Origin of the sequence: Stenotrophomonas maltophilia group sp. RNC7 (genome assembly GCF_030910085.1) — a bacterium.
In the GTDB taxonomy this organism is placed as follows: Bacteria; Pseudomonadota; Gammaproteobacteria; order Xanthomonadales; family Xanthomonadaceae; genus Stenotrophomonas; species Stenotrophomonas sepilia.
Window position 1 is genome coordinate 48,955 of sequence record NZ_JAVFVN010000361.1, and the last position, 15,672, is coordinate 64,626.

The following is a 15,672-nucleotide window of genomic DNA, read 5'->3' on the forward strand; positions in this document are numbered from 1 at the left end:
TAATCGTTGGATACACCGAACAGCCCGCCCCGTGCGGGCTGTTTCGCATTCAGGATTTGCCGTAAACGTCGCGCTGGAATAGGCTTCGGGCATGAACCCAGGCCCCACTGCCAAGGTCGCCGCAGCCCCCGCTGCCGCCGTACCCGACTATGTCCTCCAGCTCGAACGCGCCGCCCATTACCTGCCGCCGGAACAGCTGCCGCTGTTGCGCCGTGCCTGGGAAGTCGGGGCCTCCGCGCACGCTGGGCAGACGCGCAAGTCGGGCGAGCCCTATATCACCCATCCGGTGGCCGTAGCCCAGGTGCTGGCCGAGCTCGGCCTGGACGTGGAAGCGCTGATCGCCGCGATCCTGCACGACACCATCGAAGACACCCCGCTGACCCGCGAGGCGCTGGCCGCCGAGTTCGGCGAAGCCGTGGCCGAACTGGTCGACGGCGTCACCAAGCTGGACAAGCTGAAGTTCCGCGACCGCCAGGAAGCGGCCGCCGAGAGCTTCCGCAAGATGCTGCTGGCGATGTCGCGCGACCTGCGCGTGATCATGATCAAGCTGGCCGACCGCCTGCACAACATGCGCACGCTGGGCGCGCAGAGCCGCGAAGCGCGCGGCCGCATCGCCCGCGAGACGCTGGAGATCTACGCGCCCATCGCCCAGCGCCTGGGCATGAGCCTGGTCAAGAGCGAGCTGCAGAACCTGGGGTTCAAGGCGCTCTACCCATGGCGCCACGCCATCATCGAAAAACACATCCGCAGCCAGCCGGTGGTGCGCCGCGAAGCGATGGCGCAGGTGGAAGTGCAGCTGTCGCAGCGCCTGGCCAAGGAGGGGATCGAGCATCGGCTGATCAGCCGCATCAAGACCCCGTGGAGCATCTACAACAAGATGCGCGACGAGAACAAATCCTTCGACCAGGTGATGGATGTGTTCGGCTTCCGCCTGGTCGTGCGCAGCGTGCCCAGCTGCTACCACGCGCTGGGTTCGGTGCACGCCACCTTCAAGCCGCTGGATGGGCGCTTCCGCGATTTCATCGCCATTCCCAAGGCCAACGGTTACCAGTCGCTGCACACCGTGCTGTTCGGGCCGTATGGTTCGCCGATCGAAGTGCAGATCCGTACCGAGGAAATGGACCTGATCGCCGAACGCGGCGTGGCCGCGCACTGGACCTACAAGTTCGGTGGTGACTCGCCCAACAGCGCGCAGAGCCGTGCCCACGCCTGGATCGTCGAGCTGATCGACTCGCAGCGCGCCGCCGGTTCCTCGCTGGAGTTCCTCGACAACGTCAAGGTCGACCTGTTCCCGGACGAGGTCTACCTGTTCACCCCGAAGGGCAAGATCCTGGCGCTGCCGCGCAACTCCACCGCGCTTGATTTCGCCTACGCCGTGCATACCGACGTGGGCAACATGGCGGTGGCCTCGCGCGTGGACAAGAAACTGGTGCCACTGCGCACCAAGCTGGTGTCGGGGCAGTCGGTGGAGATCATCACCGCACGCTCGGCCACGCCGAAACCGCAGTGGCTGGAATTCGTGGTCACCAGCAAGGCACGCACCGCCATCCGCCACCAGCTCAAGCAGCTGGAGCACGAAGATGCCGTGCAGCTCGGCCATCGCATGCTCGACCGTGCGCTGGAAGCGATGGATTCGTCGCTGGAGCGCCTGCCGAAAGGCCGCCTGGACGCGTTCCTGGCCGAACACCGCTTCCCGCGCCTGGAAGCGCTGCTGGCCGAGGTCGCACTGGGCAACTGGATGCCGACCCAGGCCGCGCAGGCGCTGATGGCCTACGCCGAACTGCGTGGTGGCCCGCATTCGCGCCACCACTCGCAGGAGAAAATCCTGATCAACGGCAGCGAGCGTGGCGTGGTGACCTTCGCCGGCTGCTGCCAGCCGATACCCGGCGACGAGATCATGGGCTACCACACCGCCGGCAAGGGCATCGTGGTGCACCGCATGGACTGCCCGAACCTGGCCGAGCTGCGCAAGTCGCCCGAGCGCTGGGTGCCGATCGGCTGGGACACCACCGTCTCCGGCGACTACGACACCTCGCTGGTGGTGGAAGTGGAGAACGGCACCGGCGTGCTGGCGCAGCTGGCCGCCGCCATCGCACAGAGCCATTCCAACATCGAGCGCGTGGACTACCTGGACCGCGACTTCAACGCCGCCGTGCTGGCGTTCAACATCCAGGTGCGCGACCGCAACCACCTGGCAGAAGTGATGCGCCGCCTGCGCCGCCTGTCGGTCGTGCAATCGGTACGCCGCCAATAACCCCACCCCATGCGTGGATGGTTTTTGTAGAGCCGAGCCCATGCTCGGCTGCTCTTGCCTGAAGCAGCCGAGCATGGGCTCGGCTCTACAGGCGGCGCATCACATGCCCGGACTGCGGTAGATCCACGCCATGCGTGGATGCACCCCCAGCCGGTACAATCACCGCTCTGTTTTCCCCCAAGCACCGGAGCGACCCATGTCCCGCCAGATCATCAACACCGAAAAGGCCCCCGCCGCCATCGGCCCGTACTCGCAGGCCGTGCGCGCCGGCAACACCGTGTACTTCTCCGGCCAGATCCCGCTCGACCCGGCTACCGGCGACATCGTCGGCGCCGGTGACGTCGAAGCACAGGCCCGCCGCGCCTTCGACAACCTCAAGGCCGTGGCCGAAGCCGCAGGTGGTTCGCTGGACAAGGTCGTGCGCCTGGGCCTGTACCTGACCGACCTGGGCGAGTTCGCCAAGGTCAACGCGGTCATGCAGGACTACTTCCAGGCCCCGTACCCGGCCCGTTCCACCATCGAAGTCTCCGGCCTGCCGAAGGGCGCCAGCTTCGAGGTCGACGCGGTGATGGTCATCGACTGACCGCCACGTGGCACGCAAGGCGGCGGTCACCCCGGTCCTGTCACCGTCCGGCGAAGCATCCCTGGCGATGCTCGCCGGCGTCGGTCCGGCCGTGGCCGCCAAACTGCAGGCGCGTGGCCTGGCCACCCTGCAGGATCTCTGGCTTCATCTGCCGCTGCGCTATGAAGACCGGACCCGGCTGACCCGCATCGAAGACCTGCGCAACGGCGTGCCGGCGCAGGTGGAAGGGCGGGTGGTCGCGGTCGAGCGCGGCATGCGCTACCGGCCGATGCTGAAAGTGGCGGTGGAGGACGAAGGGCAGGGCACCCTGGTGCTGCGCTTTTTCCACTTCCGCCAGCAGCAGGTCGGGCAGTTCGCGGTCGGCACCCGGCTGCGCTGCTTCGGCACGCCCAAGCCCGGCCACCTCGGCCTGGAAATCGTCCATCCCAGCTACCAGGTGCTGGGCCGCAACGACGATCCCGAACTCGGCGACCGCCTCGACCCGGTGTATCCCACCGTCGAAGGCGTCGGCCCGATGACCATGCGCAAGCTGATCGGCCAGGCGCTGGACCGCCTGCCCGAGGAAAGCACGCTGGAACTGCTGCCCAGCGGTTGGCTCGATGGCCTGGGCCTACCGTCGCTGCGCAGCGCGCTGCTGACCGTGCACCGGCCACCGCCGGATGCCGATCTGGCCGCGTTGGCGGCTGGTACCCACCCGGCGCAGCGTCGCCTGGCGATGGAAGAACTGCTGGCCCATCACCTCAGCCTGCGTCGCCAGCGCATTGCCTTGCAGGCACACCATGCGCCGCCGCTGGCCGGTCCCGGCAAGCTGGCCAAGGCGCTGCTGAAGCAGCTGCCGTTCGCGCTGACCGGGGCGCAGGCACGCGTGTTCAAGCAGATCCGTGAAGACCTCGCGCGCCCCAGCCCGATGCTGCGGCTGGTGCAGGGCGACGTCGGCTCCGGCAAGACGGTGGTGGCCGCGCTGGCCGCCATGCTGGCGGTGGAGCAGGGCAAGCAGGTTGCGTTGGCCGCACCCACCGAACTGCTGGCCGAGCAGCACCTCAACAATCTGCGCGGCTGGCTGGAACCGCTCGGTGTGCGCATCGCGTGGCTGGCCGGCAAGGTCACCGGCAAGGCACGTGCCAAGGTGATGGAGCAGGTCGCCAACGGCGAAGCGCAGGTGGTGGTCGGTACCCATGCGCTGATGCAGGAGGCCGTGGTGTTCCAGGATCTGGCGCTGGCCATCGTCGACGAGCAGCACCGCTTCGGCGTGCACCAGCGCTTGGCCCTGCGCGACAAGGGCGCGGGCGGCAACAGCGTGCCGCACCAGCTGGTGATGACCGCCACGCCGATTCCGCGCACGCTGGCGATGTCCGAGTACGCGGACCTGGATGTGTCGGCCATCGACGAACTGCCGCCGGGACGTACACCGGTGCAGACGGTCGCGCTCAACAATGACCGTCGCCCGGAACTGATCGAGCGCATCGCACTGGCCTGCCAGGAAGGGCGGCAGGTGTACTGGGTGTGTACGCTCATCGAGGAAAGCGAAGAGCTGGATGCCACCCCGGCGCAGGCCACCTACGAATCACTGCAGGCGCTGCTGCCCGGTGTTCGCGTCGGGCTGGTGCATGGCCGCCTCAAGGCCGCCGAGAAGCTTGCGACGATGGTGGCGTTCAAGGCCGGCGAGATCGACCTGCTGGTGGCGACCACCGTGATCGAAGTGGGCGTGGACGTACCGAACGCCTCGCTGATGGTGATCGAGAACGCCGAGCGCCTCGGCCTGGCCCAGCTGCACCAGTTGCGTGGCCGCGTGGGTCGTGGTTCGGCGGTATCGCGCTGCGTGCTGCTGTACCAGTCCCCGCTCTCGCAGATGGCGCGCGAGCGCCTGCAGACCATGCGCGAGACCAACGATGGTTTCGTCATCGCCGAGAAGGATCTGGAACTGCGTGGCCCCGGCGAACTGCTGGGCACGCGCCAGACCGGCCTGGCCGGTTTCCGCATTGCCGACCTGGCCCGCGACGCCGGCCTGCTGCCCGGCGTGCATGAATTGGCCGAGCGCCTGCTGGACCAGCAGCCCGCGCTGGCCGATCGCGTGGTTGCACGGTGGATCGGCACCGCTGTGCGTTACGCCTCGGCATAATGCCGCCTTGGTGGGTGTGGACCTTGGTCCACACATCCACGCATGGCGTGGATCTACTGTAGAGCCGAGCCCGCGCTCGGCTGCTGTTCGCGCTGCGCGCGGGAGTCGAGCATGGCTCGTCTCTACAGACGGCGCTTTCGATCATCCTCCCGTCATCCACGTATGGCGTGGATCTACAACACCAAGCGTTCCGAAAGGCCGGGAAGCACGAGATACTCGGAAGCCTTCCCGACGCGCTCTTTGCTGACAAGTCCGGCAGCCACCAATCCATTCAGATCCTTCAATGCGGTCGGATAGGTAATGGTGTGTGCCGCCTGGTGGCTGGCGACGGTGTAGGTCCGGTCAGGATCTTTCAGCGCGTTGGCCAGCAACGCGCGCTGACGGTGATTGAGCTGTATACCGCCAAGCCGGGCGGTTCGCAACATACGTCGCGCCGCTTGATCCTCTGCATGCTTCCTGGCGATGTAGGCATGCAGTCCCTGGATCGATTGCTCAATGGCCTCCAGTTGTTGCGCAACGAAGTAGCCAAGATCCCGGTTGTCACTTTCGGTGTACAGGTAGGCCCGCATGTACTTGCCTGGAGACTTCTTCAGCACGCTGGAAATGGAGAAGTACTCGGTCATCCAGTACCCGGCATTCATCATTGCCCAGTAGAACAGTGCGCGCGCCGTACGGCCATTTCCATCCACGAAAGGGTGGTCATAGCCAATCTGGAAATGTAGTGCGATGGCTTTGGCGACTGGATGCACGAACGGTGTGCTTTCTTCATTGATGAACGTGCACAGCCGCTCAATCCGTGCAGGCACTTCCTCGGCCGGAGGAGGGGTGTGCAGAAGCGTAGGCGGTGAGCCGCGGTCGAAGATCGCAACGTTGTCTTCGGCGGTTCTGAAACGCCCGCTGTCGGTTGGCAGCTCCAGCGTGCCGTCGGTGAGGATGCTGTGCAGTTCCAGAATCTCGCCGGGAGTGATCGGGCGTATGCCGCGCTCGCGGATCACGTTCATTGCCACGTAGTTGTTGTAGATCATGCGCTCGGACTGGTCGCGCGGCGCGCGGCCCGTGCTCAACATTTCCTTTGCCACGGCCCGCGTGGTCGAGGCGCCCTCCAACTGCGATGAGGTCATCGCTTCCTCGATCAGCGACCGGATCATGAACCGTCCTTGGCCGCTGGCAGCATCCACACCCTTCACCGAGCCTGCGGCCTCCCGGTCAATGTAGTGCAGGTGCCGCTGCATTGAATCGGTAAGTGCGAGCTTGAAGGGTTGCTGCGTCTTGTCCAGCAACAGCGGCAGCGGCTTCAGCAATGCTGCGCGCGTCCACGTGATACCCAGCCACCACTGCTCCGCGTTCAGGCCTGCCGGTGGCGCTCTGTGGCGCACCTTGTCCCAGTGCTCATAGGCGCCGTTCACCTCTGGCCCAATCCGGGCGTCCAGGATGGTACCGAGGGTCTCAATGTACTTCCGGGTGAGGGTTGCCAGATCGGGGGCTGGCATGGGCACCTTCATGGCGGCTTTCTATAAAATATGTATTACTTTTTATAGCAAATGATGTTGAGCGCTCCAAGCGTGCCCAATCAAAATTCGTTCATGTTCGTGAGCGAGTCGGGCGGGGCCGTTAGTGGCGGGCAAGGGAGCCCACGCTCTCCCCGGCACCTTTGCCGTTGGGGTAGTGCGGTATTGCAACGGTCATCATCCCGGTCCACACTTCGTTGCCGATCTGAAGACGGCAATAATGACCCACAAGATCCCCCTGTTGATCGACACCGATCCCGGTGTGGACGACGCCCTGGCCCTGCTGATGGCCTTTGCCGATGAACGGCACGACGTGGTCGCCCTGACCATCGCCGCCGGCAATGTCGGCCTCGAATACACCGTCCGCAATGCCCTCAAGCTCTGCGACATCGTCGGCCGCCCCGACGTACCGGTGTTTGCCGGCAGCCCGGATCCGCTGCTGCACCCCTCCGTTGACGCTGCCCACGTGCATGGCCGTGATGGCTACGGCGACGTGGACCTGCCGCCGCCGAGCCGCCAGGCCGAAGCCGAGCACGCTGCGCTGGCCATCCTGCGCCTGTCGCATGAACACGCCGGCGAACTGATGCTGGTGATGCTCGGCCCGCTGACCAACCTGGCGCTGGCGCTGAAGCTGGACCCGACCCTGCCCCAGCGCATCAAGCGCATCGTGGTGATGGGCGGCGCGGTCACCTGCCACGGCAACATCACCCCGGCTGCCGAGTTCAACATCGCCTTCGATCCCGAAGCGGCGCACGTGGTGTTCACCTCGTTCAAGCACCTGCTGGTGTCGGACTGGGAGGCCACCGTCGCCCATGGCCTGCCGCTTGAGCAGGCCGAGCAGTGGTTGCAGGCCGATTCCGATCGCGCCCGCTTCTACGAACTGATCTCGCGCAAGACCCGCGCGCTGTCGGAAGATGCCAAGGGCGGCCGCTGGTATACCGCTGATGCGGTGGCCATGGCGTGGGCGCTGAATCCGGAAGGGCAGCTGCAGGTCGAGTCGCGGCCGCTGAACGTCGAGCTGAATGGCACGTTCAGCCGCGGCGCCACCATCGTCGACTGGAACCGCCAGACCGGCCAGCCGGACAACTGCGATCTACTGATGGCCTACGACCAGGGGCGTTTCGAGGCCCTGGTGCGCCAGGCCCTGGGCGCGGACTGACGTCCGTTGCCGGCCACCGGTTGCCCCGAACGGCAACCGGTGCTTATAATGCCGCTCTTGACCACCAGCCCATTTACGGTGTGAGCCCATGAAGGCCGATATCCATCCGAACTACCGCGACGTCGTCTTCCATGACGTCACCTCCGATTTCAAGATCCTGACCCGCTCCACCATGGCGACGAAGGAAACCATCCAGTGGGAAGACGGCAACGAATACCCGCTGGTCAAGGTTGAAATTTCCTCGGCTTCGCATCCGTTCTACACGGGCAAGCACAAGGTCATCGACACCTCGGGCCGTATCGACAAGTTCCAGAAGCGCTACGCGCGCTGATCTGTCGATCCAGCTTCGAACCGACGGCCGCGCTCTGCGCGGCCGTTTGTTTTTCCCCAACGCCAACCCAACGGGCGTTTGGATGGACGGAACACTGCGTTCGTGTGACAACGCTTTTGCCGATCCGGGCCGCTCAACGGCCGGTGTCTGGCCGCCTGTCGTATACGACTTCCGTCTAGCACCCGACAAATGCTGCTGTGCGATAATGACATGATCCCCGGCACAGGCCGAGGACGTCATTCACGTGCCTGACCAATGCGCTTGGGCAGGCGCCTTCCCATGAAGGAGCGCACACAGTGTCCGATCTTGATCAGGTCACGCTCAACGCCGGCGATAAGTCCGTCGTTCTGCCCGTCATCAAACCCACCCTTGGCAACGACTGCGTCGACATCGCGAAGCTGACCAAGGAAACGGGTTTCTTCACCTACGATTCCGGCTTCACCGCGACGGCCAGCTGCAAGTCCGCCATCACCTACATCGACGGCGACAAGGGCGTGCTGCTGTACCGCGGCTACCCGATCGAACAGCTGTCGGAAAAGTCGAGCTACGTCGAAGTGGCCTACCTGCTGATCAACGGCGAGCGCCCGAGCGCCGAGCAGCTGAAGGCCTTCACCGATGAGCTGACCGCCGAAGCCAACGTCGACGAGTCGATCAACACCCTGATCGGCAGCTTCGCCAAGGATGCCCACCCGATGGCGATCCTGGCGGCCGCGATCGCGCAGCTGTCGGCCTTCTACCACGACTCGCTGGACCTGTCCGACGCCGAACAGCGCCGCAAGGCCGCCGTGCGCCTGATCGCCAAGGTGCCGACCCTGTCGGCGCTGATCTACCGCCATGGCAAGGGCCTGCCGGCCAACAAGCCGGACACCTCGCTGGACTACGTCAGCCGTTTCCTGAAGCAGACCTTCGAGTCGGCTGACGGCCAGTACGATCTGAACCCGGACGTGGTCAAGGCACTGGACCTGCTGTTCATCCTGCATGCCGACCACGAGCAGAACGCCTCGACCTCGACCGTGCGCCTGGTCGGCTCGACCGGTGCCAACCCGTACGCGTCGGTCGCTGCGGGCGTCACCGCGCTGTGGGGTCCGGCCCACGGCGGTGCCAACGAAGCCGTGCTGAAGATGCTCGAAGAGATCGGCAGCGCCGACAATGTCGAGTCCGCCGTGGTCAAGGCCAAGGACAAGACCTCCGGCTTCCGCCTGATGGGCTTCGGCCACCGCGTCTACAAGAACTTCGACCCGCGCGCCAAGGTCATCGGCGAGATGACCAGCAAGGTGCTCAAGCAGCTGGGCGTGCAGGATCCGCTGCTGGACGTGGCCGTGAAGCTGGAACAGGCTGCGCTGCAGGACGAGTACTTCGTCGCCCGCAAGCTGTACCCGAACGTCGATTTCTACAGCGGCATCATCTACAAGGCGCTGCAGATCCCGACCGAAATGTTCACCGTCATGTTCGCCCTGGGCCGTACTTCCGGCTGGGTGTCGCATTGGCTGGAACAGCAGGTCGATCCGGAAATGAAGATCGGCCGTCCGCGCCAGGTCTACACCGGCAGCGACGTGCGCGACTACCAGGGCTGATCGCCCGCGTAGGTTGTGCCGAGAACGCCCCGCATCCGCGGGGCGTTTTTTTGTGCCCTGATCGTGTTCGACGGAGGGTGGGTGCGGACCGCTGGTCCGCACGATTCCCGGAGGGGCGCTGTAGAGCCGAGCCCATGCTCGGCTGGCGCCCGTCCACACCGCGCAGCCGAGCGTGGCTCGGCTCTACAAGAGCCCGCCTCCGGGTCTGAACGCGCTCTGATAATGAATGTCGCTTTCATGTTTTTTCGGATCTATTGCATGGGGATCACATCGAAGGCGATAGAACCTGTGCGTACTCATCCCTGTATGGAGAACGCCATGAACCGACTGATCGCCATCGCTTTCATCGCCACGCCGCTGGCCCTGCTGAGCCCGCAGGCCGTCGCGCAGTACACTGGGCCGGGGGCAGGGGCTGCTGCCAGCACTGTCGCCGACGCTCGCGCGCAACGTGATGACCATCCGGTGGTGCTGCGCGGCACCCTCATCGCCAGGATCGGTGACGAGCGCTACCAGTTCCGTGATGCCAGCGGCCAGATCGACGTTGAGATCGATGACGAAGATCTGCCGCCGCAGGCCATCGGCGCCGACACCGTGGTCGAACTGCGTGGCAAGGTCGACACGCATCGCTTCAAGCCGACCGACATCGATGTTGATCACGTCACCGTCGTGCCGGCAGGTTGAAGCGAACGGCAGCCGAGCATCGGCTCGGCTCTACAAATTCAATGCAATGAGGTTTGTTGCATTGAACCGATGAGGGAAATTGCATAACCCTCAAACATTGAGCGAATTCAAGAATTCTCCTTAACGTTCAACGTTTTAGGAATCCTTGAATGGCCTGCATGGCAATGGATTTCTAACATTCTCTCCGTCGCCCGCACCCATCCCCGCGGGCGGCGCTTCCCTCCCTTTTCTCCTTGGGGAGGGGAGCTTTCAAATTCCCCCTTGTCCGAGAGAGACAACCATGCACGCCATTCTCAAGAAGGCCGCGCTCGCTGCAGCGCTGGCTACCGCTTCGCTGTCCGCGCACGCTGTTGAAACCAAGATCTCCGTCTACGCCGACGTCGACCCGACCCTGGCCCTGCTGCGTGATGACGGCAGCGCACTGCCGGACGCCGTCACCCTGACCCACGATCCGCTGCGCGGCCTTGTGCCGAGCACCCAGCATGTGCGCATCCACTCCAACGATGAGAAGGCCGATATCGAAGCCAAGATCGGCGGTGCCTTCGCGCTGGTCAACGGTGACGGCAAGGTCACCGTGCCGATGACCGTCAGCCTCAACCGCCGCGCACTGGCGGAGAGCCCGATCGAATTCAAGGCTGCCGATCTGTTCACCGGCGCCGGCTCCACCCCCGGTGCTTCGATCTCGATGCCGCTGACGATTGCCCAGACCACCCCGGCGCCGATCACCACCAAGGGTGCCTACACCGGCATCGTCAACATCGTGCTGAACCAGAAGGCCACCACGCCGTAATCCCCGCGCCGGCCCGCACGCCGGGCCGGCCGCTTCTCCAGCGGTACTCCCATGACCCCACATGCCCCCGCCGTTACCCGGCTGGCGGTCGCGCTCGCCTTGGCGCTGGCAACGCCGCTGGTGGCGGCGCGCGGCGTCCCGCCCGGTTTCGAGGATCTGGTTGAAGGCCAGACCGAACAACTCGACATCCAGCTGTTCGGCCGCTCGGCCGGGCTGTCGCCGGTACGCGTGACCCTGGAACACGTGCAGCTGGAAGCGCCCGGGCAGGTGCTGCAGTCGCTCGATCTGTCAGCCGAGGCGCAGGCCGTGCTGCTGCCTGCGTTGTCGCAACCGATGCCGCGCAACAGCCACCTGGCCTGCCGCTTCGGTGGCGCCACGGCCGGTTGCGGCTATCTCGACCCACCGGAGGACCCCGCTGCCGTGCGCGCGCTGTACGACGAAGGCGAGGGCGCGGTGCGCCTGTTCGTTGCCCGCCAGTGGATTCCCGGCGAGCCAGCCGCAGAACGTTTCCACACCGTCAGCGCCAATGCCGAGAACGCTTTCCTGCACCAGCAGGTGATCAATGTCAGTGGCAGCCGCGATTACCAGGCGCTGTCCGCGCGTGGCACCGGCGTGCTGGGCCTGTTCGATCGCGGGCACGCCTTTGCCGAATGGAACTTCAATCAGCAGCGCTACCGCAGCCGCAGCAGCGACAGCGCGTTCCAGTTCGACAACGTCTATTACCGCCATGACCTGGGGCAGGCGCACTACCTGCAGGCCGGGCGCATGGACCGCCGCAACCTGTCCAGTCCGCAGGGCGGCACCTTCAGTTTCAGCATGCTGCCGCTGGACCGCTTCCAGGGCGTGCGCGTGGGCACCACCCAGGCCTATGTGGATGCCGATGCCGCCGTGCAGGCCACGCCGTTGACCGTGCTGCTGGCCCGCGACGCGCGCGTGGATGCCTACGACGGCACGCGCCTGCTGCAGACCTCCTACCTGCAGGCCGGCATCAACCAGATCGATACCCGCACCTTCCCGTTCGGCAACTACAACGTCACCCTGCGCATCTACGAAGACGGCGTGCTGGTGCGTACCGAAGACGCGCCCTTCGACAAGGGCGGCGACTGGACCAACAGCCAGTGGCAATGGTTCGTGCAGGGTGGCAGGCGCAACGAGCGCCGCAGTGACCGCTTCGATGGCGAGCGCGTGGCCGTGGCCGGCATGCGCGTGCCGCTGGGCCGCGACCTGGCGATGGTGGCCGGTGCCGCCGACCTGGGCGGCTTCCGCTATGGCGAACTGCGCGTGGACCTGCGCCGCCTGTATGCCACCCAGGAACTGCGCGCCAGTTTCGGTGGCATGCGCGGCAACGATGGCAGTACCGGCCAGCAGCACCAGCTCTCCTACCGTCGCACCGCGTCCTGGAACATCTACCGGCAGCGCATGCGCGGCAAGGCCTGCCAGTTCGAGGCCGATGCGCGCGACCAGCTGGGCTGCATCAATTCGCTCAGCGCCTCGATGGCGCTGCCGGTGGCCGGTGGCAGTGCCCATGTGGGCTTTACGCGGCGCCAGACCTGGCGCGCCGGGCGCACCCTGCCAGGCCTGGAAGACGATCCGCTGGCCGGGCTCGACCCGCTGCTGCCGCCACCGGCGCCGTGGCAGCCGCGTCGCGAGCCGCAGCTCAGCCGCACCTGGCAGGCCAGCTTCAACCGCAGCCGCCGCTGGCAGGATTTCAACGTATCGACCCGGGTGGGCGTGTGGCAGCAACGCAGCACGGACAGCCTGCGCGGCAGCGACCAGCGCGACCGCGGTATCTATTTCAATCTGAGCCTCACGCGTCTTCTGCGCGGCACCGCCGGCAGCGGCCAGCGCCGCTACAGCGTGGACGTGCGCCAGCCACAGCATCAGCGTCCGGATGTCACGTACAGCATTGGCCAGAGTCTGCGCCAGGAGCTGGACGCACAGTACCGCGAGGTGTCTGCCGAACTGCGCGGCAACAACAGCAATCGCTACAGCGCCACGCTCAGCGGCCAGCTGCAGAACAGCCTGGGCCAGAGCGGCGCCACCCTTGCGCACTACCAGCAGCGCGGCCGCAGCGAAACCGCCTACAGCGGTATGCACAGCTCCGGCTTTGCACTGGGCAAGCGCGGCTTCTACTGGAGCGGAAGCAACGGCGCTGACGCGGGCCTGGCCGTGCAGGTGGCCGGCTCCGACGACATCGACCTGCGCGGGGTGGCTGCCGAACTGCAGGTGGGCGGGCTACGCCGACAGCGTTTGCAGATCGGCGAGCGACGGCTGCTGCCGCTGCAGGCCTATCAGTCGCAGCGCGCTGAAGTTCAGGATGCCAGCACGCTGGACAGCATCGCCGCCATCCGCGTGACCGGCGTGGGCGGTGCACGGCCGATGTTCCTCACCCCCGGCAAGCTGATGCGCATGCCGGTGCCGATCGAAGTGACCTACACCTTCATCGGCAGCGCCAAGGACCTTGGCGGCGCGCCGCTGGGCGGCGCCCGCATCCTCAATGCGCCGGTGCCCGGCACCAGCGCCAACGGCAGCTTCGTTGCCGATTTCCCGCGTCGCGAAACAACGCTGTACCTGCTGCAGGACGACCGCCTGCTGCATTGCCCGCTGCAGGTGCGCGAGCGCCGCCAGGTGGTGCTGCTGGTCGGCGCCGTGCACTGCGAGCCGCTGGCCGTGGCCCAGCTGCCGCCCGAGATCCGCCAGCAGGCCCGCGTGACCCGCCTGCTGCAGGAACGCGCGTTGGTTGCCGCCACACCCCAGACCGCTGCTGCAGGAGGTACGCCATGAGCCGGCGTTGGATGTGTGTGCTGATGCTGGTGTGTGCGCTGGTGCTGGTGATGCCACGGGCCTGGGCGCAACGACTGCCTGAAACAGATCCGCCGAGCGGTGTGATTGGCCAGGACATAAATATGGCATGGGACCGTTCGGCGATGCCAGGGGACATTGAGATATGGGCGCCCAAGACACTTATTGCGCACGAAGGCACCGGGACCGCCGGATATGGGCATTTGTTCCTCACTTGCGCTTCGGAGACGGATTCATCTACTGGCAAGTGTGCGACAGAAGATACCCATGAGAGCGCGCGAGGGATTCTTTCCCGAGTCCCAGTTCGCCTGACGGAACGTCGTGGGGGAATGCCTGCAGAGGTCACAGTCAAGGGCGCGCTATATCGGATTGACCCTGTCACTTGGTGCAGTAGTGACTACTGGCATCGCGAGCTTTACACCCTCTATTCATCGTATGCGCAGACTTGTCTCGGAGAACCGGTTGTTGGAACCGGTGCGAGCTTGCTATTGGAAGCCGATGAACTCCAGGGACTCACCGCTGGACATTGGCAGGGCAAGCTGGAGCTCGATCTACGAAAGCCGCCATCACAGAGCCTTGCAAAGTACGTTTTCAACTTCGACTTCACAGTCACCGACTACGACGCGATCTCGATCTACTTCCCGGGCTTCGACGGCATTGCCCCACTGGTCAACATGGACCTGCGCTACGACCCCATCCGCAAGATGGTCGGCGGTTACAAGGAAGTGGACATGTGCCTGTACGACGGCGTGGGCTCGCAGAGCGAATTCCTCGGTGTCACCGTGCGCGACAGCGGGCCGCGTCCGCCACCCGGGCGTGACTTCGCGGTCTGGCACCAGGACGGTGGCAGCGACGATACCCAGCGCCTCGACTACCACGTTCGGCTGAGTTACGGCGGCAACGAGCTGGCCATGAAACACGGCGAGGAACAGCTGCTGCGCGGCATCGACAGCGCGCAGCTGCGCATGGTGCTGCTGCCGGGCATCAGCCAGCCCGTGTACTGCGTGCCCACGCCGCTGACGCTGGAGACACCGCCCACCCCCATCGCCAGCCAGCGCCCCGGTATCTATGAGGGCGAGCTGACGGTAGAGCTGCGCGTGCCGACCGCCAAACCCTGATCCCCACGGAGGCTCATCATGAAAAAACTGCTGTTCTGCCTGTTGCCGTTGAGCGCGCTGCTGGCCCAGCCGGCACAGGCCAACCTGTCCATCTATCCGATGCGTGCAGCGGTGGATGCCAGGCACGGCACGCAGATCCGCGTGTACTCGCAATCCACCCAGCCGCAGTACGTGCAGGCACGGCTGTTGCGCATCACCAACCCGGCACAGCTGGATGAGGAAGAGATCGAAGTAGAAGCCGCCGACGCGGCGATTGCCATCACGCCCGGAAAGTTCGCACTCAGCGGTGGTGGCAATCGCCTGATCCGGGTGATTCCGCTGCAGACCGTGGAAAAGGAGGCGGCGTACCGCATCTACTTCGAGGGTGTCAAAGGCCCGGATGAAGCCCCTCTGGAAGACGCTGAACAGACCGCGCAGGCCAATGTCGGCGTCAGCCTGGTCTGGGGGGCACTGGTGAACGTGGTGCCGACCAAGGGCAGCGTGGATCTGCAACTGCAGGGTGACACCCTGCGCAACACCGGCACGCTGCGTGTCGGCATTACCGGTGCATCCGAGTGCAATGCCAGTGGCGTGTGCACACCGCTTGAGCTGTCGAAGAGCCTCTACCCCGACGCTGCGCTGACCCTGCCGGTCCAGCTCCAGCCCGGCAGCACCCTGCAACTGCAGTACCGCCTGTCGAACGACGGCTATCGCGATCACGTAACGACCCTGGCGCCGAGCGCCTGACCTTCATGGCCCCGCGTCAGCGCGGGG

The 15,672-nt window shown here is 65.4% G+C and carries 12 protein-coding genes; 11 read left to right on the plus strand and 1 reads right to left on the minus strand.

Going from position 1 to position 15,672, the window contains the following annotated elements; all coding sequences use genetic code 11:
• The first annotated feature begins 91 nt into the window (after window positions 1-91).
• The 3 genes from RCF13_RS06165 to recG all read left to right on the plus strand — a co-directional run bounded on the left by RCF13_RS06165 (window position 92) and on the right by recG (window position 4,956).
• Complete coding sequence (locus RCF13_RS06165) at window positions 92-2,254, plus strand: bifunctional (p)ppGpp synthetase/guanosine-3',5'-bis(diphosphate) 3'-pyrophosphohydrolase (RefSeq protein WP_005410876.1); 2,163 nt, start codon at window positions 92-94, stop codon at window positions 2,252-2,254.
• A 196-nt stretch (window positions 2,255-2,450) separates the two neighbouring features.
• Window positions 2,451-2,837 carry a RidA family protein gene (locus tag RCF13_RS06170; RefSeq protein ID WP_005418954.1) on the plus strand — a complete coding sequence of 129 codons (387 nt, stop codon included), beginning with the start codon at window positions 2,451-2,453 and terminating at the stop codon, window positions 2,835-2,837.
• A 7-nt stretch (window positions 2,838-2,844) separates the two neighbouring features.
• A complete protein-coding gene (gene recG, locus RCF13_RS06175; RefSeq protein ID WP_134968542.1) occupies window positions 2,845-4,956 on the plus strand; it encodes an ATP-dependent DNA helicase RecG in 2,112 nt (703 codons plus the stop codon).
• A gap of 173 nt (window positions 4,957-5,129) precedes the next feature.
• Here the strand turns inward: recG and RCF13_RS06180 are convergent, their stop codons facing one another.
• The gene (locus tag RCF13_RS06180) at window positions 5,130-6,458 is read right to left on the minus strand and encodes a Fic family protein (protein ID WP_134968543.1); all 1,329 of its coding nucleotides are present in this window, start codon (window positions 6,456-6,458) and stop codon (window positions 5,130-5,132) included.
• Between the two features lie 226 nt (window positions 6,459-6,684).
• Here RCF13_RS06180 and RCF13_RS06185 point away from each other — a divergent pair, with 226 nt between their 5' ends.
• From RCF13_RS06185 to RCF13_RS06220, 8 genes are all read left to right on the plus strand, one after another.
• Window positions 6,685-7,623 carry a nucleoside hydrolase gene (locus RCF13_RS06185; RefSeq protein WP_134968544.1) on the plus strand — a complete coding sequence of 313 codons (939 nt, stop codon included), beginning with the start codon at window positions 6,685-6,687 and terminating at the stop codon, window positions 7,621-7,623.
• An 88-nt stretch (window positions 7,624-7,711) separates the two neighbouring features.
• Window positions 7,712-7,954: a type B 50S ribosomal protein L31 gene (locus RCF13_RS06190; RefSeq protein ID WP_005410871.1), complete on the plus strand. Its 243-nt coding sequence runs from the start codon at window positions 7,712-7,714 to the stop codon at window positions 7,952-7,954.
• A 296-nt stretch (window positions 7,955-8,250) separates the two neighbouring features.
• On the plus strand, window positions 8,251-9,528 hold the full coding sequence (locus tag RCF13_RS06195) for a citrate synthase (RefSeq protein WP_134968545.1): 1,278 nt from the start codon (window positions 8,251-8,253) through the stop codon (window positions 9,526-9,528).
• Between the two features lie 318 nt (window positions 9,529-9,846).
• Complete coding sequence (locus RCF13_RS06200) at window positions 9,847-10,209, plus strand: NirD/YgiW/YdeI family stress tolerance protein (RefSeq protein WP_134968546.1); 363 nt, start codon at window positions 9,847-9,849, stop codon at window positions 10,207-10,209.
• Window positions 10,210-10,489: 280 nt separating this feature from the next.
• Window positions 10,490-10,999, plus strand: coding sequence for a CS1 type fimbrial major subunit (locus tag RCF13_RS06205; protein ID WP_134968547.1), 510 nt, complete (start codon window positions 10,490-10,492; stop codon window positions 10,997-10,999).
• Window positions 11,000-11,050: 51 nt separating this feature from the next.
• Window positions 11,051-13,783: a TcfC E-set like domain-containing protein gene (locus tag RCF13_RS06210; RefSeq protein WP_231352279.1), complete on the plus strand. Its 2,733-nt coding sequence runs from the start codon at window positions 11,051-11,053 to the stop codon at window positions 13,781-13,783.
• A gap of 143 nt (window positions 13,784-13,926) precedes the next feature.
• Window positions 13,927-14,919, plus strand: coding sequence for a CfaE/CblD family pilus tip adhesin (locus tag RCF13_RS06215; RefSeq protein WP_308140962.1), 993 nt, complete (start codon window positions 13,927-13,929; stop codon window positions 14,917-14,919).
• A gap of 18 nt (window positions 14,920-14,937) precedes the next feature.
• A complete protein-coding gene (locus RCF13_RS06220; protein WP_134968924.1) occupies window positions 14,938-15,645 on the plus strand; it encodes a pilus assembly protein in 708 nt (235 codons plus the stop codon).
• The last annotated feature ends 27 nt before the right edge of the window (window positions 15,646-15,672 follow it).